General features: G+C 61.2%; 20 protein-coding genes. 9 read left to right on the top strand and 11 right to left on the bottom strand.

Annotated features, from left to right (window positions below):
* From MC269_RS00265 to fdhD, 3 genes are all read right to left on the bottom strand, one after another.
* A complete protein-coding gene (locus tag MC269_RS00265; RefSeq protein ID WP_239953331.1) occupies positions 1–963 on the bottom strand; it encodes a VirK/YbjX family protein in 963 nt (320 codons plus the stop codon).
* Positions 964–1,145: 182 nt separating this feature from the next.
* Positions 1,146–1,763 (bottom strand): superoxide dismutase [Mn], encoded by a 618-nt coding sequence (sodA, locus tag MC269_RS00260; protein ID WP_081140598.1) that lies wholly within the window; start codon positions 1,761–1,763, stop codon positions 1,146–1,148.
* A gap of 184 nt (positions 1,764–1,947) precedes the next feature.
* On the bottom strand, positions 1,948–2,772 hold the full coding sequence (fdhD, locus tag MC269_RS00255; RefSeq protein WP_239953330.1) for a formate dehydrogenase accessory sulfurtransferase FdhD: 825 nt from the start codon (positions 2,770–2,772) through the stop codon (positions 1,948–1,950).
* Between the two features lie 392 nt (positions 2,773–3,164).
* Here fdhD and fdnG point away from each other — a divergent pair, with 392 nt between their 5' ends.
* Genes fdnG through MC269_RS00230 form a run of 5 tightly spaced genes read left to right on the top strand, consistent with a single transcriptional unit; the run spans position 3,165 to position 9,318 of the window.
* Positions 3,165–6,215 (top strand): formate dehydrogenase-N subunit alpha, encoded by a 3,051-nt coding sequence (fdnG, locus tag MC269_RS00250; protein ID WP_239953329.1) that lies wholly within the window; start codon positions 3,165–3,167, stop codon positions 6,213–6,215.
* Between the two features lie 12 nt (positions 6,216–6,227).
* Positions 6,228–7,112 carry a formate dehydrogenase subunit beta gene (gene fdxH / locus MC269_RS00245; RefSeq protein WP_239953328.1) on the top strand — a complete coding sequence of 295 codons (885 nt, stop codon included), beginning with the start codon at positions 6,228–6,230 and terminating at the stop codon, positions 7,110–7,112.
* Positions 7,109–7,750: a formate dehydrogenase cytochrome b556 subunit gene (gene fdoI / locus MC269_RS00240; RefSeq protein ID WP_239953327.1), complete on the top strand. Its 642-nt coding sequence runs from the start codon at positions 7,109–7,111 to the stop codon at positions 7,748–7,750. The genes fdxH and fdoI overlap by 4 nt, the downstream gene beginning before the upstream one ends.
* Positions 7,750–8,676: a formate dehydrogenase accessory protein FdhE gene (gene fdhE / locus MC269_RS00235; protein WP_239953326.1), complete on the top strand. Its 927-nt coding sequence runs from the start codon at positions 7,750–7,752 to the stop codon at positions 8,674–8,676. The genes fdoI and fdhE overlap by 1 nt, the downstream gene beginning before the upstream one ends.
* A 27-nt stretch (positions 8,677–8,703) precedes the next feature.
* A complete protein-coding gene (locus tag MC269_RS00230; RefSeq protein WP_239953325.1) occupies positions 8,704–9,318 on the top strand; it encodes a glutathione S-transferase in 615 nt (204 codons plus the stop codon).
* Between the two features lie 137 nt (positions 9,319–9,455).
* On the opposite strand, the gene MC269_RS00225 is transcribed toward MC269_RS00230, so the two are convergent.
* The 4 genes from MC269_RS00225 to glyQ form a co-directional block, all read right to left on the bottom strand.
* The gene (locus MC269_RS00225; protein ID WP_081140591.1) at positions 9,456–9,773 is read right to left on the bottom strand and encodes a DNA-binding transcriptional regulator; all 318 of its coding nucleotides are present in this window, start codon (positions 9,771–9,773) and stop codon (positions 9,456–9,458) included.
* A complete protein-coding gene (locus MC269_RS00220; protein WP_239953324.1) occupies positions 9,766–10,155 on the bottom strand; it encodes a type II toxin-antitoxin system RelE/ParE family toxin in 390 nt (129 codons plus the stop codon). Before MC269_RS00220 ends, MC269_RS00225 begins: the two co-directional genes overlap by 8 nt.
* Positions 10,156–10,305: 150 nt before the next feature.
* On the bottom strand, positions 10,306–12,375 hold the full coding sequence (glyS, locus tag MC269_RS00215; protein ID WP_239953323.1) for a glycine--tRNA ligase subunit beta: 2,070 nt from the start codon (positions 12,373–12,375) through the stop codon (positions 10,306–10,308).
* 9 nt (positions 12,376–12,384) lie between these two features.
* Positions 12,385–13,296 (bottom strand): glycine--tRNA ligase subunit alpha, encoded by a 912-nt coding sequence (gene glyQ, locus MC269_RS00210; protein WP_081140588.1) that lies wholly within the window; start codon positions 13,294–13,296, stop codon positions 12,385–12,387.
* A gap of 193 nt (positions 13,297–13,489) precedes the next feature.
* Between glyQ and MC269_RS00205 the strand changes: the two genes are divergently transcribed.
* The gene (locus MC269_RS00205; RefSeq protein ID WP_239953322.1) at positions 13,490–14,485 is read left to right on the top strand and encodes an acyltransferase; all 996 of its coding nucleotides are present in this window, start codon (positions 13,490–13,492) and stop codon (positions 14,483–14,485) included.
* Here MC269_RS00205 and MC269_RS00200 read toward each other — a convergent pair.
* The 4 genes from MC269_RS00200 to xylA form a co-directional block, all read right to left on the bottom strand.
* A complete protein-coding gene (locus tag MC269_RS00200; protein WP_239953321.1) occupies positions 14,470–15,402 on the bottom strand; it encodes a GlxA family transcriptional regulator in 933 nt (310 codons plus the stop codon). The genes MC269_RS00205 and MC269_RS00200 overlap by 16 nt on opposite strands.
* Before the next feature lie 17 nt (positions 15,403–15,419).
* Positions 15,420–15,959 (bottom strand): isochorismatase family protein, encoded by a 540-nt coding sequence (locus MC269_RS00195; protein WP_081140585.1) that lies wholly within the window; start codon positions 15,957–15,959, stop codon positions 15,420–15,422.
* 99 nt (positions 15,960–16,058) lie between these two features.
* Positions 16,059–17,501, bottom strand: coding sequence for a xylulokinase (gene xylB / locus MC269_RS00190; RefSeq protein ID WP_239953320.1), 1,443 nt, complete (start codon positions 17,499–17,501; stop codon positions 16,059–16,061).
* An 18-nt stretch (positions 17,502–17,519) separates the two neighbouring features.
* A complete protein-coding gene (gene xylA / locus MC269_RS00185; RefSeq protein WP_239953319.1) occupies positions 17,520–18,842 on the bottom strand; it encodes a xylose isomerase in 1,323 nt (440 codons plus the stop codon).
* Positions 18,843–19,183: 341 nt separating this feature from the next.
* Here xylA and xylF point away from each other — a divergent pair, with 341 nt between their 5' ends.
* Genes xylF through xylH form a run of 3 tightly spaced genes read left to right on the top strand, consistent with a single transcriptional unit; the run spans position 19,184 to position 22,891 of the window.
* Positions 19,184–20,176 (top strand): D-xylose ABC transporter substrate-binding protein, encoded by a 993-nt coding sequence (gene xylF, locus MC269_RS00180; RefSeq protein WP_239953318.1) that lies wholly within the window; start codon positions 19,184–19,186, stop codon positions 20,174–20,176.
* A 26-nt stretch (positions 20,177–20,202) separates the two neighbouring features.
* Positions 20,203–21,723, top strand: a complete 1,521-nt coding sequence (locus tag MC269_RS00175) for a xylose ABC transporter ATP-binding protein (protein ID WP_239953317.1) — start codon at positions 20,203–20,205, stop codon at positions 21,721–21,723.
* Positions 21,716–22,891: a xylose ABC transporter permease XylH gene (xylH, locus tag MC269_RS00170; RefSeq protein ID WP_239953316.1), complete on the top strand. Its 1,176-nt coding sequence runs from the start codon at positions 21,716–21,718 to the stop codon at positions 22,889–22,891. Before MC269_RS00175 ends, xylH begins: the two co-directional genes overlap by 8 nt.
* Positions 22,892–22,973 lie beyond the last annotated feature (82 nt).

The following is a 22,973-nucleotide window of genomic DNA, read 5'->3' as shown; positions in this document are numbered from 1 at the left end:
TCAGGCGGCCGCCTGATCCTCCTCGCGCTGGCCGACGGCAGCGGATAGCTGCTGCGCCAGCGCGTCAAGCAGCTCGTAGCGGCGGCGATACTCCGCGCGCTTCTTGCTGGCGATATCCTCCAGCGCTTTACGCGGCAGGCTCAGCGGCAGGTGAAACAGCGCATCTTTGCGCGCCTCGCCGCCAAGCGACAGCCAGAACTCGCTGTAGCTGGCGAAGAAATAGTCGCGCTTGCTGTGACGATAGCGCAGGCTGCGAAACACATGCGTGGTATCGCCGACGGCGAGGATCTGCTCTACCGCGCACTGCTGCGCCAGCCTGGCCACCACTTCCATCAGGATACGCTTGGGAAACAGCCCGTGCGCCGCCTTCGTCGCCTCGCGGATCACCTCGTTAGAGATATGCTTGCGCGGCCCCTGTAAGCCGCCGATCAGCAAGGTGCGTTGACCCGCCTCCCGGACCAGCGAAAAAGAGAGCGAGGCGATCACCTCACGCTGATAGCGCAGCACCAGCGTGATCTCGCCTTCGCGATCAAAACGTCCCGGGCAGGAGAAGAGTTCGAACCGCTCCCCATTTTTCCCCTCTAGCGTCGCCAGCAGATTATCGCCAGGGCTTTGCAGCAGCTGACGCAGCGCGCCGTTCTGCAGCGCGCCTACCATCTGATAGTGGTCGAGGATCGCCTGCGCGCGCGCCGCCACGCTGATGCCGGCGCGCAAATAGGGACGGTGCGGTTTGGCAGGCAGTAACCCCTGCACGCCCATCACCTGATGCAGATCCGGCAGGCGCGACAGCTGATGCAAATAGCGCAGCGTGGTCACGGGAAACGCCAGCGTTCTCAGGGCGAACTTCAGGCGAAAGTTTTTGCTCAACCACAGTTTATTCGGGATATATTTTCCGCTGATTAACTGAAAAAACAGCGAAGCCGACGACTCGGTGGTCGGCGCAGGCGTAGTTATAATGGACATAATGTTACATTCTCTGGTGGAATGTTTTTTAGCCTACCTGGGTGAAACTCAACGGCGGGTTAATGTCCCAAAAAGTTAAATGTCTGGTGCGAGGATGTTTAGCTGCGGTTTAATTTTCAGAATTTTGGCAATAAAAAACCGGCGAATCACGTCGCCGGTTGGGGCTACCTTAACGGTTGAACTTACTTAGCAGAGGCGAAACGCGCCGCGGCTTCGTCCCAGTTCACCACGTTCCAGAACGCCTTGATGTAGTCAGGGCGTTTGTTCTGATACTTCAGGTAGTAGGCGTGTTCCCACACGTCCAGGCCGAGGATCGGGTAGCCTGACGCGCCAGAGATCGCTTCGCCCATCAGCGGGTTGTCCTGGTTAGCGGTAGAGACCACGGCCAGTTTGTCGCCTTTTTTCACCAGCCACGCCCAGCCTGAACCAAAGCGGGTCGCAGCAGCTTTCTCAAACTCTTCCTGGAATTTCTCAACGCTGCCGAAATCTTTTTCGATAGCCGCTTTCAGGTCGCCCTGCAGCGTGGTGCCGGTTTTCAGGCCTTTCCAGAACAGGCTGTGGTTAGCGTGGCCGCCCGCATTGTTGCGCAGCACGCCTTTTTTGTCTGCCGGAACCTGATCCAGTTTGGTGATCAGCTCGTCAACCGGCAGGTCAGCGAATTCGGTCCCTTCCAGCGCCGCGTTAGCATTGTTAACGTAGGTCTGGTGGTGTTTGGTGTGATGGATCTCCATCGTCTGCTTGTCGAAGTGCGGTTCCAGAGCGTCGTAGGCGTAAGGCAGGGATGGCAGTGAATAACTCATGTTCTTCCTCTCCATTTCATATTTGGGCGGCGCCGCCCAGTGGCGTGCCGCGTAAGCAGTCGAACCATTATAGTTAAATTCATGATCCGGAAAAGGGTAATCAATGCCCCATTAAACATAAGGAATTTACAAATCTGTTATAAACAAACTGTTGTTTTTACAGCCTGCCGCCGCAACGCGTCCGTTAACGCAGCCGCTGCGGATGGCTATAGACCGTGGCGCGCCCCGGCTTGCTGAAGCCGACCAGCGTCAGGTTGCAGCGCTCCGCCACCTCGACGGCCAGCCGCGTCGCCGCCGAAACGGCGAACAGGATCTCAACGCCGCAAATGGCGGACTTCTGCACCATCTCATAGCTGGCGCGGCTGGAGACCAGCACCGCGCCGCCGCCCCACGCTGCCTGGCTGCGATAGCCGAGCAGCTTATCCAGCGCCACGTGACGGCCGACATCTTCGCAGCCGCCCGCCAGCTCGCCGTCCGGGCGGATCCACGCCGCTGCGTGGGTGCAGCCGGTCTGCTGGCCCACCGGCTGAAAGCGCTTGAGCTGGCTCAGGCCGCGATCCAGCTGCGCCAGATCGAAGGTCTGGGTGAAGGGCAGCGGCTGCACCGGCTTGCCGATCTGCTCCAGCTGCTCGACGCCGCACACGCCGCAGCCGGTGCGTCCCGCCAGCGCGCGGCGCTGCTCTTTCAGCGCCATAAAGCGGCGGCTGGAGAGTTCAATCTGCACCTCAATGCCGTTGCAGCCCGGCACCACGTCCAGACCAAAAATATCGTCCGGCGCGTCGATAATGCCTTCCGACAGGGAAAAGCCGATGGCAAACGCCTCCAGATCTTTCGGCGTGGTCATCATCACCACGTGCGAGATGCCGTTATACACCAGCGCGACGGGCACTTCGTCCGCCAGCCAGTCGGGCTGCGCCGCCGCCAGATCGGCGCGCTGCCACACCAGGCTTTCGCTGACGCCCGTTTGAGTTGTTAAATTTTCGCCGGTAGGTTGCGGGATAGCCTTCAAGGAGTACGACCTGTAATTAACAAAAAATTAAATTATGTGCTGCCGCGAGGCGGGCAGAGAGTGCGGTCAATTTTGCCTTTTTGCCGCGGACAGCGCAAAAAAAGCGCTATACAAATTATGCGGAAAAAAGCGGGTGGACGCCGATACGGCGCGCTTTAACCTGAGAATGAGAACGATTTTCCGCTGTGCGTTAACATGCGTTTCAATATAGAAATATTATTATGCTGCTTATGCCAGAAAAAAATTTATGTACCCGCAGGCGCCTAAACGAATTTAAACAGAATTTAAAAAACGGGTTACTAAAGGCTAACTTATTGACCTTAGTCAAATAAGACGCAGACAGGGCTGCTAATTTGCATAGCTTCGCAATGGAGCTAACAGAAGAACGATAAATGCAAATTACCAGACGGAGTTTTTTCAAAATCTGCGCTGGCGGCATGGCGGGAACCAGCGCCGCGCTATTGGGCTTTGCCCCGGAAACCGCCTTAGCCAGCGTCAGAGAATATAAGCTCGTTCGCGCCCGCGAGACGCGCAATAACTGCACCTACTGTTCCGTCGGCTGCGGCATGCTGATCTACAGCCTTGGTGACGGCGCGAAAAACGCCAGCGCGGCGATCTACCATATCGAAGGCGATCCCGACCATCCGGTCAGCCGCGGCTCGCTCTGCCCGAAGGGCGCCGGCGTGCTCGACTATATTCACAGCGATCAGCGGCTGAAGTATCCAGAGTACCGCGCGCCAGGCAGCGATAAGTGGCAGCGCATCAGCTGGCAGGAAGCCTTTGAGCACATCGCCCGCCTGATGAAGCAGGATCGCGACGCCCACTTCCAGCAAACCAATGCCGCAGGCGTAACGGTCAACCGCTGGCCCACCACCTCTATGTTCTGCTCGTCCGCCGCCAGCAACGAAACCGGCCTGCTGGATCATAAGTTCGCCCGCGCGCTCGGCATCGTCGCGCTGGAGAACCAGGCGCGCCTCTGCCACGGCCCGACGGTCGCCGCGCTGGCGCCCAGCTTTGGGCGCGGCGCCATGACCAACAACTGGAACGATATTAAAAATGCCGATCTGGTGTTGATTATGGGCGGCAACCCGGCGGAAGCGCATCCGGTCGGCTTTAAGTGGGTCATTGAGGCGAAGACGCGCAACAACGTGCAGGTCATCGTGGTCGATCCGCGCTTCAACCGTTCCGCCTCGGTGGCGGACCTCTACGCGCCGGTGCGCGCCGGCAGCGACGTGGTGTTCCTGATGGGGGTTATTAACTATCTGCTGCAGCACAACCAGATCCAGCAGCAGTATGTGCGCGCCTTCACCAACGCCGCGCTGATTGTCAGCGACGGCTACAGCTTCAAAGATGGGGTGTTCAGCGGCTACGACGCGGAGATGCGCCAGTACGATCGCGCCAGCTGGCGCTATGAGCTGGATGAACAGGGGCACGCCCGCCGCGACGACAGCCTGACGCATCCGCGCTGCGTGCTGAATCTGCTGAAGGCGCACGCCAGCCGCTATACGCCGGAGATGGTGACGCGCCTGTGCGGCACGCCGCAGGAGAGCTTTCTGGCCATCTGTCGCCAGCTGGCGGCCACCAGCGCGCCCAACCGCACCGCCACCATCCTCTATGCGCTGGGATGGACGCACCACACCAACGGCTCGCAGATTATCCGCACCGCCGCGATGATCCAGCTGCTACTGGGCAATATCGGCATGCCGGGCGGCGGCATCAACGCGCTGCGCGGCCACTCCAACGTGCAGGGCTACACCGACCTCGGCCTGCTGTCGCAGAGCCTGCCGGGCTACCTGCCGCTGCCGTCGGAGAAAATGGCGACGCTGGCGGACTACCTGCAAAAAGCGACGCCCGCCGCGCCGCTGCCGGGCCAGGTCAACTACTGGCAGAACACCGACAAGTTCTTCGTCAGCCTGATGAAAAGCTTTTACGGCGAGCAGGCAACGGCGGAGAACCAGTGGGGCTACGACTGGCTGCCCAAGTGGGACAAAAGCTACGACTGCATGGCGCAGGCGGAGATGATGGAGCAGGGCGCGATCAACGGCTGTCTGGTGCAGGGCTTTAACCTGCTGGCCGCCTTCCCCGACAAAAACAAAGCGGTTCGCGCCCTCTCGCGCCTGAAATATATGGTGGTGATCGATCCGCTCAGCACCGAAACCGCCAGCTTCTGGCAGCCGCACGGCGAATTCAACGACGTCGATCCGTCGCAGATTGAGACCGAAGTGTTTCGCCTGCCCTCTTCCTGCTTTGCCGAAGAAAATGGCTCGGTCGCCAACTCGTCGCGCTGGCTGCAGTGGCACTGGGCCGCCGCCGAACCGCCGGGCGAGGCGCTGCACGACGGCAAAATCCTCGGCACGCTCTTTTTGCGCCTGCGCGAACTCTACCGCCAGGAAGGCGGCGTGGCGCCGGAACCGCTGATGGCGATGCGCTGGGACTACAGCAATCCTGCCGATCCCTCGCCGGAAGAGGTGGCGCAGGAGAGCAACGGCCGCGCGCTGCAGGACGTTTACGACGCCAGCGGCAAGCTGCTGCTGAAAAAGGGTCAGCAGCTCAACAGCTTCGCCGAGCTGCGCAACGACGGCAGCACCGCCAGCGGCTGCTGGATCTACGCCGGCAGCTGGACGCCGCAGGGCAACCAGATGGCGCGCCGCGACAACGCCGACCCGTCCGGGCTGGGCGCGGTTTCCGGCTGGGCCTGGGCGTGGCCAGCGAACCGCCGCATCCTTTATAACCGCGCCTCCGCCGATGAGCAGGGCAAAGCCTGGGATCCGAATCGACGCCTGATCGAGTGGGATGGCCAGCGCTGGCAGGGCATCGACGTGCCGGACTATCCGCTGACGCTGGCGCCGCAGCAACAGGCCGGCCCTTTTATCATGCAGCCGGACGGACTGGGCCATCTCTTCGCGCTCGACAAAATGGCGGACGGCCCCTTCCCCGAGCACTACGAACCGATGGAGAGCCCGCTCGCCGCCAACCCGCTGCATCCGCAGCAGAGCCACAGTCCGGTAGCGCGCCTCTTTGCGCGCGACGCCGCGCAGCTGGGCGAGGCGGCCGACTATCCCTGCGTCGCCACCACCTACTCCATCACCGAGCTGTTTCGCCACTGGACCAAGCACGCCCTGCTGAACGCCATCGCGCAGCCAGAGCAGTTTGTGGAGATCGGCGAGGAGCTGGCGACGGAAAAAGGCATCCAGGCCGGCGACAGCGTCAAGGTCTCTTCCCGTCGCGGCTATATCAAGGCCAAAGCGGTGGTAACGCGCCGTCTGCAGCGTCTGCACATCGACGGCAGGCCGGTCGACACCGTCGGCATTCCCTGTCACTGGGGTTTCGAGGGCACAGCGCGCAAAGGCTTCCTCGCCAACACGCTGACGCCGTCAGTGGGCGACGCCAACTCGCAAACGCCCGAGTACAAAGGGTTTTTAGTTAAAGTGGAAAAAGCGTAACGGAGAACGCACATGGCTTACCCCACACAGGACATTATTCGTCGCTCCGCGACCAGTTCCCTCACGCCCGCGCCGCAGGCGCGCGATCATCGGCAGCAGGTCGCCAAGCTGATCGATGTCACCACCTGCATCGGCTGTAAAGGCTGTCAGGTCGCCTGTTCGGAGTGGAACGATATTCGCGCCGAGGTTGGCTACAACATCGGCGTTTACGACAACCCGACCGATCTCGACGCCAAAGCCTGGACGGTGATGCGCTTCTCGGAGGTTGAGGAGGATGGCCGCCTGCAGTGGCTGATCCGCAAAGACGGCTGTATGCACTGCGCCGATCCCGGCTGTTTGAAAGCCTGCCCGTCGGCGGGCGCCATCGTGCAGTACGCCAGCGGCATCGTCGATTTTCAGTCCGAGCACTGCATCGGCTGCGGCTACTGCATCGCCGGCTGCCCGTTTAACGTGCCGCGCATCAGCCAGGAGGATAACCGCGCCTATAAGTGCACCCTCTGCGTCGATCGCGTCAGCGTCGGGCAGGAGCCAGCCTGCGTCAAAACCTGTCCCACCGGGGCGATCCGCTTCGGCAGCAAAGAGGAGATGCAGCAGCTGGCGGCGGAGCGCGTCGCCGATCTGAAATCGCGCGGCTTTGCAAACGCCGGGCTTTACGATCCGGCGGGCGTTGGCGGCACTCACGTGATGTATGTGCTGCATCACGCCAACAAACCACAGCTCTATCACGGGCTGCCGGAAAACCCCGCCATCAGCCCGACCGTGACGTTCTGGAAAGGGATCTGGAAACCGCTGGCGGCGATCGGCTTCGCCGCCACCTTCGCCGCCTCGCTGTTTCACTACGTCGGCGTGGGCCCCAATCGGGTCGACGAGGCGCCGCATAAGGAGGAGAACGAATGAAAAAAGAGGATCGCATCATCCGCTACCGCGCGGCGGAGCGCATCAACCACTGGATTGTCGCCATCAGCTTCGTGCTGCTGGCGCTGAGCGGGCTGGGATTTCTCTTTCCCTCTTTCAACTGGCTGATGAACGTGCTGGGCACGCCGCAGCTGGCGCGCATCCTGCATCCCTTTATCGGCGTGACCATGTTCGCTGCCTTTATGCTGATGTTTTTCCGCTACTGGCATCACAATCTGGTGACTAAAGACGACCTGATTTGGGCGCGCAATATCCACAAAATTGCCCTTAATGAAGAGGTCGGTGATACTGGCCGCTATAATTTCGGCCAGAAGTGTGTGTTCTGGGCTGCTATCATCAGCTTATTGCTGCTTCTGCTTAGCGGGATAGCGATCTGGCGTCCCTGGTTCGCCGGCGCTTTTAGCATCCCGCTGATCCGTGCGGCGCTGCTGGTGCATTCTCTCTCCGCCGTGAGCCTGATGCTGGTGATTATGGTGCACGTTTATGCGGCGCTGTGGGTAAAAGGCACCCTTACGGCGATGGTCGAAGGCTGGGTGACCGCCGCATGGGCGGAAAAACATCATCCCCGCTGGTATCGCGAACAGCGCAACCGCTCAACACAACAGGAAAAACGCCCCTGATGAGTATTCGCATTATCCCGCAAGACCAGCTGGAGAAGAGCGAAAAAACCACGGCGGATACCATTCCGCCGTTACTTTTTCCACGGCTGAAGAACCTCTATAGCCGCCGCGCCGCGCGACTGCGCGAGCTGGCGGCGAAAAATCCGCTTGGCGACTATCTGCGGTTCGCCGCCAAGATCGCGCAGGCGCAGGAGATCGTGCTGTATGACCATCCGCTGCATCGCGATCTGCGCGATCGTCTGGTGCAGAGCGCCGCCGAGGACAAGCCGCCGCTCGATATCCACTCTCTGCCGCGCGAGGCGCACTGGCAGCGGCTGCTGCACTCGCTGATCGCCGAGCTGAAGCCGGAGATGACCGGTCAGGCGCTGGCGGTGCTGGAGAACCTTGAGAAAACCGCCGCCGGCGAGCTGGAAACGCTGGCCAGCGCGCTGCTGGCGGGCGAGTTCGCGCAGGTCAGCAGCGACAAAGCGCCTTTTATCTGGGCGGCGTTATCGGTCTACTGGGCGCAGATGGCGGCGCTGATCCCCGGCAAAGCGCGCGCCGAATATGGCGAACAGCGACAGTTCTGCCCGGTGTGCGCCAGTATTCCGGTGGCGAGCGTGGTGCACCTCGGCACGCAGCATGGCCTGCGCTATCTGCACTGCAACCTGTGTGAAAGCGAGTGGTACGTGGCGCGCAGCAAGTGCAGCAACTGCGAACAGACGCGCGATCTGCACTACTGGTCGCTGGACAGCGAGCTGGCGGCGGTGAAAGCAGAGAGCTGCGGCGACTGCGGCACCTACCTGAAGATGCTGTATCAGGAGAAGGATCCCGCGCTGGAGCCAGTGGCGGACGATCTCGCCTCGCTGGTGCTGGATGCGCGCATGGAGCAGGAAGGGTTTTCGCGCAGCAGCCTGAATCCCTTTCTTTTTCCCGATGAGAGTTGATTAACCCCCTGATGGCGGAGGCGCGCGATGAAACTGATTGGCAGCTATACCAGCCCTTTTGTACGAAAGATTTCGGTTATCCTGCTGGAGAAAGGCATCGTTTTCGAATTTGTTAACGATGCGCCCTACGGCCCCGACAGCCAGGTGTCGCGGCACAATCCGCTGGGCAAGGTGCCGACGCTGATTGACGACGAGCAGCAGGCCTGGTTCGACTCCTCCATCATCGCACAGTTCCTTGAGCTGCGCGGCGACGCGCCCGCGATGCTGCCACAGGACGACGCCTGGCTGGCGCTGCATATTCGTCAGGTCGAGCGGCTGGCGGACGGCGTCAGCGACTGCGCCAGCATTATCGTGCGCGAGAAGCTGCGCGCGCCGGAACAGCAGTCCACCGAGGTGCTGACGCGCCATCGGGAGAAGATCCTGCGCGGGCTGGATCAGCTGGAGGCGATTGCGGCGCAGGGGCGTTTGCTGAACAACGGCACGCTCAACCTTGCCGATATCGCCACCGGCTGCATGATCGGCTATATCAACTTCCGTCACGTGGTGCCGAACTGGTGCGTTGATCGTCCGGCGCTGATAAAGCTGGCGGAGCAGCTGTTCCAGCGCGAGAGTTTTGCGCGCACGGCGCCGCCGGCTGCGTAACGGCAGCGGCGCGTTTTACCGCTGGCAACGCCCAGCGCTTAAGGGCTCTCTCTTAGCGCTGGGCGAAACAGGTAGGGTGATGACGACGTCGTTAAAGAAAGCCTTTAAGCCAGATCGCCACAGGTTATTTATTGCGGTTAACTCAAAAATATTTCTGGCCCTTTATCAGAAATCATATTGATAATTCGTAGCACTGCCTGATTCGGCTTACTCTCCCCACGCTCCCATTTAGAGACGCTTTCAACAGACATGCCTGTTGTTCGCGCCAGAACTGACTGAGACAGGTTCCAGCGCTGCCGGACTTCCTTGATTTCTTCGCCAGTCATAGGCCGAACATCAGGAATATCAGCGGCTTTAATACGAGCTTCAACCGTTTTAAGCGTTTCATCTTTTACCACGCCATGCTTATGATAACGTTTCGCCATAGCGTAAATATTTTTTAAATCATCACTCATTACAGTTAACCTCGAACAGTTCTTTTTTCTCAAGCAGCGTTTTTATCATAGTCTCGTTCATGGCGATAAAATCTGGCGCAATACTACAAAAAAGGTCTATTTCGGCATCCTCTATCTCTTTACCTTTCTTTTTAGAGAGATTGCTTTTTGCGTAAAGGTAAAAAAAATAAAGATGCACGCCATCATTAAAGAAAACGATTGAACGCGCGCCATCTCGTTCACTGACATTTGGCAGGGCAATCCGACTTTTATAGGTGAACTTTCCCAGCGAGTTTCCTTTAAGACCGCTGAAAACCTTGCGCGCTGTTTTACAAAGAATGTTATCCGTAATACTCAATCGCCTGCGCTCTGCTTCGAACTCAGGCGTTAAAAAAACGCCCATATATTCCCCCTACATCCTTGTAAGCCGTAACCCTTACTATAGTCTTCCTTACGGGTCAGATCAAACAGCCGCTCGCTTCTCTGATAAAAAAAAGGCCGACAGTGATGTCGGCCTTTTACTGGCATTATTCGCTTACGACTGATGACGCGCTTACTGCAGCAGCGAAATATCCGCCACCTGCAGGAACAGCTCGCGCAGCTTCGCCAGCAGCGTCAGGCGGTTGACGCGCACGTCGGCGTCGTCGGCGTTCACCATCACCTTGTCGAAGAAGTTATCGACCGCAGTGCGCAGCTGCGCCAGTTCGATCAGCGCATCCTGATAGCGGCCTTCGGCGAAGTAAGGCTGCAGCTTGTCGCCGAGCGCGGTGACGAAGGTCGCCAGCTGGATCTCTTCGTTCTCTTTCAGCAGCGACGCCTGCACGCTCTCATTCAGGGTTTCGGTCGATTTCGCCAGAATATTGGAGACACGCTTGTTCGCCGCCGCCAGCGCCGCCGCTTCGTCGAGCGTGCGGAAGTGCGACACCGCCTTCATGCGCGCATCGAAGTCGGCCGGACGCGTTGGACGACGCGCCAGCACCGCCTGCAGCGTATCGACGCTGTGGCCCTCTTCCTGATACCAGCTGCGGAAGCGGCCGAGCATAAAGTCGATCACGTCGTCCACCACGTTGCCGTTGCTCAGCTTGCTGCCGTAGAGACGCACCGCTTCCTCGGTCAGGGTTTGCAGATCGAGCGGCAGGTTCTTCTCGACGATGATACGCAGCACGCCCAGCGCGGCGCGACGCAGCGCAAAGGGATCTTTGTCGCCCTTCGGATGCTGGCCAATGCCGAAGATGCCCGCAAGGGTATCCATCTTGTCGGCGATCGCCAGCGCGCAGGCCACCGGGTTCGATGGCAGATCGTCGCCGGCGTAGCGCGGCTGATACTGCTCGTTGAGCGCCACCGCCACATCTTCGGCTTCGCCGTCGTGACGCGCGTAGTGCATGCCCATGACGCCCTGCGTGTCAGTAAACTCAAACACCATATTGGTCATCAGGTCGCACTTGGAGAGCAGGCCGGCGCGCGTCGCGTGATTGACGTCCGCGCCGATTTGCGCGGCAACCCAGCCCGCCAGCGCCTGAATGCGGTCGGTTTTGTCGCGCAGCGTGCCCAGCTCTTTCTGGAACAGCACGGTTTCGAGACGCGGCAGATGATCTTCCAGACGCTTTTTGCGGTCGGTGTTAAAGAAGAATTCGGCATCCGCCAGACGCGGACGCACCACCTTCTCGTTACCGGCGATAATCTGCTGCGGATCGCTCGATTCGATATTGGTGACGAAAATGAAGTTCGGCAGCAGCTTGCCCGCGTCGTCATAGACCGGGAAATATTTCTGATCGCCCTTCATGGTGTAGACCAGCGCTTCCGCCGGCACCTTGAGGAACTTCTCCTCGAAGGTCGCCGTCAGCACCACCGGCCACTCCACCAGCGAGGCCACCTCTTCCAGCAGGCTGTCGCTCAGGTCGGCAGTGCCGCCCAGCTGGCGCGCCGCCGCTTCGGCATCGGCTTTAATCTGCGCCTTGCGCACGGCGTAGTCGGCGATAACTTTGCCGCGCGTTTCCAGAATCTCCGGATACTGGTCGGCATGGTCGATGGTGAATTCCGGCTCGCCCATAAAGCGGTGGCCGCGAATCGTGCGTCCTGACGCAATACCGAGGATGGTCGCCGGGATCAGCTCGTCGCCCAGCAGCAGCGTCACGGTGTGCACCGGACGGACAAACTGCACGTCGCTCGCGCCCCAGCGCATCAGTTTCGGGATCGGCAGCTTGCCGAGCGCGGTGGCGATCATGCCCGGCAGCAGCGACTGGGCGGACTCGCCCTTCACCTGCGCGCGGTAAACCAGCCATTCGCCTTTGTCGGTGCTCAGGCGATCCGCCTGGTCAACGGTGATGCCGTTGCCGCGCGCCCAGCCTTCCGCCGCTTTGGTCGGCTTGCCGTCGGCGTCAAAGGCGGCAGAGACCGCCGGGCCGCGTTTCTCGACTTCACGATCGGGCTGCGCAGCGCTTAAGCCTGCGACTTTCAGCGCCAGACGGCGCGGCGCGGCGTACCAGCGCACCTCGCCATGCGCCAGACCGGCGCTGTCCAGCTCGGCGGTGACCTGTGCGGCAAAGGCTTCGGCCAGGCTGCGCAATGCTTTCGGCGGCAGCTCTTCGGTGCCGATCTCCACCAGAAACGTTTTTTCAGTCATGGCTGCCTCTTACTTGTTGTTATTGCACATCGGGAAGCCCAGCGCCTCGCGGGAGGCGTAGTAGGCTTCAGCCACGGCTTTGGTCAGGGTGCGGATGCGCAGAATATAGCGCTGGCGCTCGGTCACGGAGATCGCCTTGCGCGCGTCCAGCAGGTTAAAGCTGTGCGCGGCTTTCAGAATGCGCTCGTAGGCGGGCAGCGGCAGCGGTTTTTCCAGCGCCAGCAGCGTCTGCGCCTCTTTCTCGTACTGCTCGAAGCAGGTAAAGAGGAAGTCGACGTCGGCGTATTCGAAGTTATAGGTGGACTGCTCTACTTCGTTCTGATGGAACACGTCGCCGTAGGTGGTTTTACCCAGCGGGCCGTCGCTCCAGACCAGATCGTAGACGCTGTCGACGCTCTGGATATACATCGCCAGGCGCTCAAGGCCGTAGGTGATCTCGCCGGTCACCGGCTTACACTCCAGGCCGCCCACCTGCTGGAAGTAGGTGAACTGCGTCACTTCCATGCCGTTGAGCCACACTTCCCAGCCGAGGCCCCACGCGCCCAGCGTCGGGTTTTCCCAGTTATCTTCCACGAAGCGAATATCATGCACGGTGGGATCGATGCCCAGCTCTTTCAGCGATCCGAGATACAGCTCCTGAATGTTGTCCGGCGACGGCTTGATGATCACCTGGAACTGGTAATAGTGCTGTAAGCGGTTCGGGTTTTCGCCGTAGCGCCCGTCGGTCGGACGGCGCGACGGTTGCACATAGGCTGCGGCAATCGGCTCTGGTCCGAGTGCGCGCAGGCAGGTCATAGGGTGTGAAGTGCCAGCGCCCACTTCCATGTCCAGCGGCTGAACGATGGTGCAGCCCTGACGCGCCCAGTAATCCTGCAATGTCAGGATCAGGCCCTGAAAGGTTTTGGTATCAAACTTTTGCATGATGATTTCGCACGCGAGTCGGGTAGATGAAAAAAGAGTGCGACAGTATACCCTTTGACCGCGCGATGTGCAGCCGGAAATCCTGGCGGGCGCGGGGCGCGCCAGACGGCTCCGAATCCTGAGGCGAAAGGTTGTCGCGCGCATTGCGACTGTCTACCCTTCTTCGCACCAACGAGATGCGCAAGAGGACCCGATGTCGCAAAAGATTTGCTGGATCGACAATTTACGCGCGGTCGCCTGTTTAATGGTGATCGTCATTCATACCACCACCTGGTATATCACCGGGCCGATGGCGGTGACCGGACACTGGTGGGATATCGCCAACCTGCTCAACTCCGCGTCGCGCGTCTGCGTGCCGCTCTTTTTTATGATCTCCGGCTACCTCTTCTTCGGCGAGCGCAGCGCCCAGCCGCGCCATCTGCTGCGGCTGGTGCTCTGCCTGCTGTTCTACAGCGCGGTGGCGCTGGCCTACATCACCTGGCTGACGCCCATCAGCGAAGGGCGCTCGCTGCTGAAGATGCTGCAGAAGCCGGTGTTTTATCATCTGTGGTTTTTCTTTGCGCTGATCGGCATCTACCTGCTCTCGCCGCTGATTCAGGTCAAGCAGGTGCAGGCGCGCTACGTGGCGCTGCTGGTCATTGTGCTGGCGGTGCTGGCCAACCCGAACACGGTGGAGCAGGCGGTCGGGCCGTTTCACTGGCTGCCGGTCAATCTCTACGTCAGCGGCGACAGCATCTACTATCTGCTCTACGCCCTGCTGGGCCGCGCCATCGGCACCATGGAAACGCAAAAGCGCGGCGTGACGCCGCTGGCGGCGGGGCTGTTCGCCGCCTGCGTGATCGGCATTACGCTCGGCACCAGACAGGCGCTGATCGTTAACGGCGCCTTTAATGACCGCTGGTATCTCTACTGCGGCCCGCTGGTGTTTATCGCCGCCATCAGCCTGCTGGTGCTGTTCAAAAACGCGCTGAACGCCCGCACGCTGCCGGTGCTCGGCACCCTTTCACGCTATTCGCTGCCGATTTACGGCTTTCACGCGCTCTTTATTCACTTTCTGCGCACGCGTCACTATGACGATATGTCGCGGCCGCTGCTCGATCTGCCTTGGGTGTTCGGCGCGACGCTGGCGGGCAGCCTGCTGCTGGCTGTAGGCCTGCAGCGCCTCGACAGGCGTCACTGGGTAAGCTGATCGCGCCAGCGATCGCGCGCGCGCCGCAGCTGACGCGCTGAAGAAAAACCGGCGGCCAGCGCCGCTTTCTCTGCGCCTTCGCCCTGCTGCTGGCGCTGGCGCGCGATGCCCAGCCGCAGCTGCTCGTGATACTCGCGCACGCTGACGCCCAGATGCTGGCGGAACAGGCGCGCCAGGTGACGGCCGCTGACGTGAACGCGCGCGGCGAGATCCTCCAGCGACCAGGCGTGCTCGGGATGGGCGATCATCGCGTCCTGCGCGCGATGGATCGCCGGATGGAGATGGTTGCGGTAGCGCAGCCAGGGCGACAGCTGCGGATCGTCGCCGGAGCGGCGGAACCACACCACCATCTCGCGCGCCACCTCCAGCGCCGCCTGCGCGCCGCACAGCCGGTTAATCAGATGCAGGGAGAGATCGATGCCGGCGGTGATGCCGGCGCTGGTCCAGATATTATCGTCGTCGACGAAGACGCGGTTCTCTTTCACCAGCGCGGCGGGCGCAGCGGCTTTCAGCCTTGCGAGCACCTCGTGATGGGTGGTGCAGTGCACGCCGTCGAGCAAACCGGCCTGTGCCGCCAGCAGCGCGCCGGAACAGACGCAGATCAGGGTGATCTGCCGCGCGCGCAGCAGCGGCTGCTGACGTTGCAGCCAGCGTCGCGCTATTTCCGCCTGCGGCGTACTGAACCAGACCGAAGAGTCATACACGCCCGGCACCACCAGCAGGCTGTCGGGCGGCAGGCTCGCCGGCAGCGGCTCGATGCCGGCGATGGTCATCTGCGTCGAGCTGAGCACGCTCTCCTCTGGGCCGATATAGCGCAGCGCAAAGCGATCCCCCGCCAGCCGCAGTGTCTCCGCCGGTCCGGTCACATCAAGCGCCATCACGCCGGGCAGAGTAAGAAACAGGACGGTTTGCGCCATCGCGCCACTCCTTGTTGTCAGACGCGCGCCAGGCACGCTTCCACGCTCACCACCTCGGCAAAGCGGTTAATCAGCACGGTTTCGGTACGGTGAATCAGCTCGGCGCTGCTGAGCGTGACGCCATTGTGCGTCATCGGAAAAGTCAGCGTCGCCTCGCTGACAAACAGTACCTTAAAACCGAGATCGGACGCCACGCGCGCGGTGGTTTCGCAGCACTGCTCGGTGCGGATGCCGCTGATAATCAGCGTGTCGATCCCCTGCGCCTCCAGCCAGGGCAGCAGGCCCGATTCGGTCAGGGCGTTGTGCACATGTTTCTGCACGCTGAAGGCCGCCTCGTGCTGTAAAAAATCCATCCGCTTCACCCAGCCGGAGTCGAGGGCAAACGGCCCCTGCGGCGCGACGTGGAAGACGTCTACCACCGGAATCGCTTTCGCCTGGCAGCCTTCGATCAGCGCGCTAATATGGCGCTGAAACGCCGGAACGTCCTCTTCCTGCCAGAAATCACGGTGTTGAAACGACTGCTGAACATCAATGACTAACAGTGCTGCCTGTGCCATTTTCGGCCTCCTTAGAAATGAATTCAGGCCCATCATGACGGGCCTGAGGCAGAGGAAGAAGGCCAAATCGGGACAAGATCGCGACAGGACGGGACAGGCTTAGCGCATCAGCGGCGCCAGCTGCGTATAGAGGCGAGCAAAGGTGTCGCGCAGCGGCTGATAATAGTGATGGCGCGCCGCGTCGGGCTGATGGCGCTGCACGCGCGTTAAGGCGGGCAGCGTCGCCTGCGGGTCGAGCGCCAGCTGCGCCAGCCGCGCCGCGCCCAGCGCTGGCCCCACCTCGCCGCCCTGACAGTAGTCGAGCGTCTGGCCGCTGATATCGGCCAGCATCTGCCGCCACAGCGCGCTGCGCGCGCCGCCGCCGATCAGCATAATGCTGGAGGGCGCGACGCCGCACTCGTGCACCGCGTCGATGCCCTGCGCCAGCGCGTAGCCGACGCCTTCCAGCACCGCGCGCGCCAGCTCCGGCCGACCATGCTGATGCGTCAGGCCGAAAAAGACGCCGGTCGCCTGCGGATTGTTGTGCGGCGTGCGTTCGCCGGAGAGATAGGGCAGAAACCACAGCGGCGGCGAGCTGTCACTGGCACGTTCCGCTTCCGCCAGCAGCTGCGGCACGTCGGCGCAGCCGGTCAGCGCTGCGGCCCAGTCGAGCGAGGCGGCGGCGCTGAGGATCACCGACATTAAATGCCAGCGCTGCGGCAGCGCATGGCAGAAGCTGTGCACCGCGCGCTGCGGATTGCTGAGGTAGCCGTCGCTGACCACGAAATAGACGCCGGAGGTGCCAAGCGACAGCATGCCCTGGCCCGGTTCGGTCATACCGACGCCCACCGCGCCCGCGGCGTTGTCGCCGCCGCCCGCCACCAGCGGCACCGGCGCCATGCCCCAGCGCGCCGCAATGTCAGCGTTCAGCGAACCGGTTACCGCGTTGCCTTCGAATAGCGCGGGCATCTGCTCGCGCGTCAGGCCGCAGGCGTCGAGCATCCGATCGCTCCAGTCGCGGCGCGCCACATCGAGCCACATCGTGCCCGCCGCGTCCGACATGTCGCTGGCGAAGTCGCCGCTCAGCCGCCAGCGCAGGTAGTCTTTCGGCAGCAGCACCTTCGCCACCCGCTGAAAAATCTCAGGCTCGTGCTGTTGCACCCAGAGCAGCTTGGGCGCGGTAAAGCCGGGCATCATCAGGTTGCCGGTGATCTGGCGCGACGCGGGCACGCGCTGCTCCAGCTCGCGGCACTGCTCGCCGCTGCGCCCGTCGTTCCATAAAATGGCCGGGCGCAGCACGCGATGCGCGCTGTCCAGCAGCGTCGCGCCGTGCATCTGGCCGCTCAGGCCGATGGCCTTCACCTCGCTGAGCGCATGCTGCTGCGCCAGCGTCTGCATCGCCCGATCGGTCGCCAGCCACCAGCTTTCGGGATCCTGCTCGCTCCAGAGCGCCTGCGGACGCGACACCTGCAGCGGTGCGCTGCTGACCGCCGCCACCTCGCCCTGCGCATTCAGCAGCGCCACCTTGACCCCGGACGTGCCTAAATCGATCCCGATATACATGCCTTACTCCCGCTTGTGTCAGAAATCATAAAGATAGTGGTTGACCAGGTTCTCCAGCTGCTCCTGGCGACCGCTATGATGCTGCGGATTGAACTGCTGCTGCTGAGCATGCGCCGCCAGCGAGGCGAGAGAAAACTCCCCTTTCAGGATTTGCTGGCCGAATTCACCATTCCAGCCGCTGTAACGCTGCGCCACGCGCTGGTCCAGCTCGCCCGCCTCGACCATGCGCGCCGCCGCCTTCAGCGCCAGCGCCATGGTATCCATCGCGCCGATATGGCCGTAAAAGAGGTCATATTTGTCCGTGCTCTGGCGACGCACTTTGGCGTCGAAGTTCAGGCCGCCGGTGGTGAAGCCGCCCGCTTTAATAATCTCGTACATCACCAGCGCGTTCTCTTCCACGCTGATCGGGAACTGGTCGGTATCCCAGCCGCACTGGACATCACCGCGGTTGGCGTCCACCGAACCGAAAATGCCCAGCGCGATAGCGGTAGCGATCTCATGATGGAATGAGTGGCCCGCCAGCGTGGCGTGGTTCGCCTCGACGTTCACCTTGATCTCTTTCTCCAGCCCGAACTGCTTCAGGAAGCCGTACACCGTCGCCACGTCATAATCATACTGATGTTTGGTCGGCTCCTGCGGTTTCGGCTCGATCAGCAGCGTGCCCTGGAAGCCGATTTTATGTTTGTGCTCCACCACCATCTGCATAAAGCGGCCAATCTGCTCGCGCTCCTGGCGCAGATCGGTGTTCAGCAGGGTTTCATACCCCTCGCGGCCGCCCCACAGCACATAGTTTTCGCCGCCCAGCGTCTGCGTCGCCTGCATGGCGCTGCACACCTGGCTCGCCGCCCAGGCGAAGATTTCCGGATCGGGGCTGGTCGCCGCGCCGGCACCATAGCGTGGATGGGTAAAGCAGTTGGCGGTGCCCCACAGCAGCTTCATGCCGCTCTCCTGCTGTTTCTCCAGCAGCTTGTCGGTCATCACCGCGAAATTTTCCTGATAGCTGCGCAGCGAATCGCCCTCTGGCGCGACGTCGACGTCGTGGAAGCAGTAGTAGGGCACGTTGAGCTTGTGGAAAAACTCAAACGCCACGTCCGCCTTGAGCTTCGCCAGCTGCAGCGCGTCGCCGCTTTTTTGCCATGGGCGGTCGAACGCGCCGACGCCGAACATATCCGCGCCGTTCCAGCAGAAGGTGTGCCAGTAGCAAGCGGCGAAACGCAGGTGCTCGGCCATGGTTTTGCCGAGGATAACCTCGTCAGGATTGTAATGGCGAAACGCCAGTGGATTGGTGCTCTTTACTCCTTCAAAACGAACGCGTTCGATCTGGTCGAAATAGGCGTGCATGTTTCGCTCCTCAGCGTGAAAATCCGGACAGTCGGCCGTGAGCCTTTATATTGCTTACGCTTTTTCCGCCGGCTCAATTACGATATTTCACACCCAGATTGAGATAATTAATATTTGTGCGTTTGCTCGCAAATTAATAACCAGACCGCGCTTCGCCGCCCTCCTCTTCTCTTAAAAACGTTAAATCTCGATCCCGCTCATAAAAACGGAAATAAACCAAAAAACGTAATCGCCGGATAAAAATCAGTAATTGATGTTGGCGGAAACTCAGGGCAACAATTCATCCGCCTGGACCAAAGCGATAACGACAACAGCCTCTCCCACCCTACAGGATGAACATCATGAAAATGAAACGTACGCTGTTAGCCGCCTGCGCCGCGCTGGCGCTCTTCAGCCACGCCGGCAGCGCTAAAGAAGTGAAGATCGGCATGGCGATTGACGACCTGCGCCTTGAGCGCTGGCAAAAAGACCGCGACATCTTCGTAAAGCAGGCGGAATCGCAGGGCGCCAAAGTCTTTGTGCAGTCGGCCAACGGCAATGAAGAGACGCAAATGTCGCAAATCGAAAATATGATCAACCGCGGCGTCGACGTGCTGGTGATCATTCCCTACAACGGGCAGGTATTAAGCAACGTGGTGGCTGAAGCGAAACGCGAAGGCATTAAAGTGCTGGCCTACGACCGCATGATAAATAACGCCGATATCGATTTTTATATTTCGTTCGATAATGAAAAGGTCGGCGAACTGCAGGCGGAAAGCATTGTTAAGCAGGTGCCGAAAGGAAACTATTTTCTGATGGGCGGATCGCCGGTAGATAATAACGCGCACCTGTTTCGCGCCGGTCAGATGAAGGTGTTAAAACCCTATATCGACAACGGCAGCATTAAAGTGGTCGGCGACCAGTGGGTCGACGCCTGGCTGCCGGAAAACGCGCTGAAAATCATGGAAAACGCCCTGACCGCCAACGGCAATCACATCGACGCGGTGGTCGCCTCCAACGACGCCACCGCCGGCGGCGCGATCCAGGCGCTGAGCGCGCAGGGCCTGGCGGGTAAAGTCGCCATCTCCGGTCAGGACGCCGATCTCGCCGCCATCAAGCGCATCATCAACGGCACCCAGACCATGACCGTCTATAAGCCGATCACCCAGCTCGCCACCGAAGCCGCCAACATCGCCATTGAACTGGGCAACGGCAAAACGCCCGCCAGCAACGGCAAGCTGAACAACGGCCTGAAAGAGGTGCCCTCGCGCCTGCTGACGCCAATTCAGGTCAATAAAGAGAATATCGAAAGCACCGTGGTGAAAGACGGTTTCCATAAACAGAGCGAACTCTGAGCGCGCGCCGCGAAGAGGAGAGATCGATGCTGCTGGAAATGAACAATATCACCAAGCGATTCGGCGCCGTGAAGGCGCTGGATAACGTCAGCCTGCGGCTGGAGAGCGGCGAAGTGATGTCGCTGTGCGGCGAAAACGGCTCGGGCAAATCCACCCTGATGAAAATCCTGTGCGGGCTCTACCCGCACGGCGAGTTCGACGGCGAGATCCACTTCGCTGGCGAGGCGATTCAGGCGCAGACCATCCGCGACACCGAACGCAAGGGCATTGTGATTATTCATCAGGAGCTGGCGCTGGTGCGCCAGCTGACGGTGATGGAGAACATTTTTCTCGGCGCCGAGCTGGGCCGCTTCGGCATCGTTGACGACGAAACCATGACGCTGCGCTGCCAGCAGCTGCTGGCGCGGGTCAGGCTCGACGTCTCGCCCGACGCCCGCGTCGGCGACCTCGGGCTGGGGCAGCAGCAGCTGGTCGAGATCGCCCGCGCGCTGAATAAGCAGGTGCGGCTGCTGATCCTCGATGAGCCGACCTCCTCGCTGACCGAGCGGGAAACCGAGGTGCTGCTGAGTATTATCAATAACCTGCGCGACCACGGCATCGCCTGCATCTATATCTCCCACAAGCTGAACGAGGTGAAAGCGATCTCCGACACCATCTGCGTCATCCGCGACGGCAAGCCCATCGCTACTCGCCCAGCCGCCGGGCTGAGCGAGGATGACATTATTACCATGATGGTGGGCCGCGAACTCACCGCGCTCTATCCGCATCAGCGGCACGCTATCGGCGAGACGGTGCTGCGCGTCGAGCACCTCACCGCCTGGCATCCGGTCAACCGACAGGTGCGCCGCGTCAACGACGTTTCGTTCAGCCTGAAGCGCGGCGAGATCCTCGGCATCGCCGGGCTGGTCGGCGCCGGCCGCACCGAAACGGTCCAGTGCCTGTTCGGCGTCTGGCCGGGGCGCTGGCAGGGCGATATCTGGATTGACGGCAAGCAGGTGCAGATCCGCGACTGCCAGCAGGCGATCGCCCAGGGCATCGCTATGGTGCCGGAAGACCGTAAAAAAGATGGCATCGTGCCGCTGATGGGGGTGGGAAAAAATATCACCCTGGCGGCGCTGGACCAGTTCAGCCGCCGCTTCGCGCCGCTGGACGAGACGCGCGAGCAGCACGTCATTAACGACGCTATCGCGCGGCTGCGGGTGAAGACCTCGTCGCCGGAGCTGGCCATCGGTCGGCTGAGCGGCGGCAATCAGCAGAAGGCGATTATCGCCAAATGTTTGCTGCTCAACCCGCAGATCCTGATCCTCGACGAGCCGACGCGCGGCATCGACGTCGGCGCGCGTCAGGAGATCTATCTGCTGATCAACAGCCTGGTGCAGCAGGGGATCGCGGTGATCGTCATCTCATCCGAACTGCCGGAAGTGCTGGGCCTGAGCGATCGCGTGCTGGTGATGCATGAAGGGCGGATCAAAGCCGATCTGATTAACGACAACCTGACTCAGGAGCAAGTAATGGAAGCGGCCCTGCGGAGTGAACATTATGCTTAAAACCGAAAGTCGTCAGGGCACGCTGCCGGGCGCGCCGTCGCCGGGGAAATTCTCCCTGCCCAATCTGCAGGTGCTGGTGATGCTGGGCGCCATCCTGGTTATCGCCCTGTTTTTCACCTGGACCACCGACGGCGCGTGGCTTAGCGCGCGCAACGTCTCTAACCTGCTGCGCCAGACCGCTATCACCGGCATTCTGGCGGTCGGCATGGTGTTCGTGATTGTTTCGGCGGAGATCGATCTCTCGGTGGGCTCGATGATGGGCCTGCTGGGCGGCGCGGCGGCGATTTTCGACGTCTGGCTCGGCTGGCCGCTGCCGCTCACCATCGCGGCGACGCTGCTGATGGGGCTGCTGTTAGGCACCTGGAACGGCTGGTGGGTCGCCTATCGCAAAGTGCCGTCATTTATCGTCACCCTGGCCGGTATGCTGGCGTTTCGCGGCATTCTGGTAGGGATCACCAATGGCACCACGGTCGCGCCGACCACGCCCGCCATGTCGCAGATTGGACAGAGCTATCTTCCCGACGGCGTCGGCTTCGGTTTCGGCATCGCCGGTCTGGCGCTGTTTATGCTGTGGCAGTGGCGGCTGCGGCTGCGCCGCCAGCAGCTGGGGCTGACGCAGTCCGCCGCCGGCAGCACGGTGGCGCGACAGGCGATTACCGCGGTGCTGGTACTGGGCGCCATCTGGCTGCTCAACGACTATCGCGGCGTGCCGACGCCGGTGCTGCTGCTGGCGTTGCTGCTGCTGGGCGGCATGTTTATGGCGACGCGCACCGCCTTTGGCCGCCGTATCTACGCCATCGGCGGCAACCTCGACGCCGCGCGGCTGTCGGGCATTAACGTGGCGCGCACTAAGCTGGCGGTGTTCGCCATCAACGGCGTGATGGTGGCGATCGCCGGGCTGATTTTAAGCTCGCGCCTCGGCGCGGGCTCGCCGTCGGCGGGCAATATCGCTGAACTGGATGCCATCGCCGCCTGCGTTATCGGCGGCACCAGCCTGGCGGGCGGCGTCGGCTCGGTGGCGGGCGCGGTGATGGGCGCCTTTATTATGGCGTCGCTGGATAACGGCATGAGCATGATGGACGTGCCCACCTTCTGGCAGTACATCGTCAAAGGGGCGATCCTGCTGCTGGCGGTGTGGATGGATACCGCCACGCGCCGGCGGGTGTAATCGCGTCGGCGATCACAACGTGGCGCAAACAATTTCTGCGGTTCATCTCGCCGTGCTATGCATGGCGCTGGGATTCAGGAGA

The organism is Pantoea sp. Z09 (assembly GCF_022394795.1).
Classification (GTDB): Bacteria; Pseudomonadota; Gammaproteobacteria; order Enterobacterales; family Enterobacteriaceae; genus Pantoea; species Pantoea latae.
Note: the sequence above shows the minus strand (reverse complement) of the source record. Positions and strands in the feature narration are given on the sequence as shown.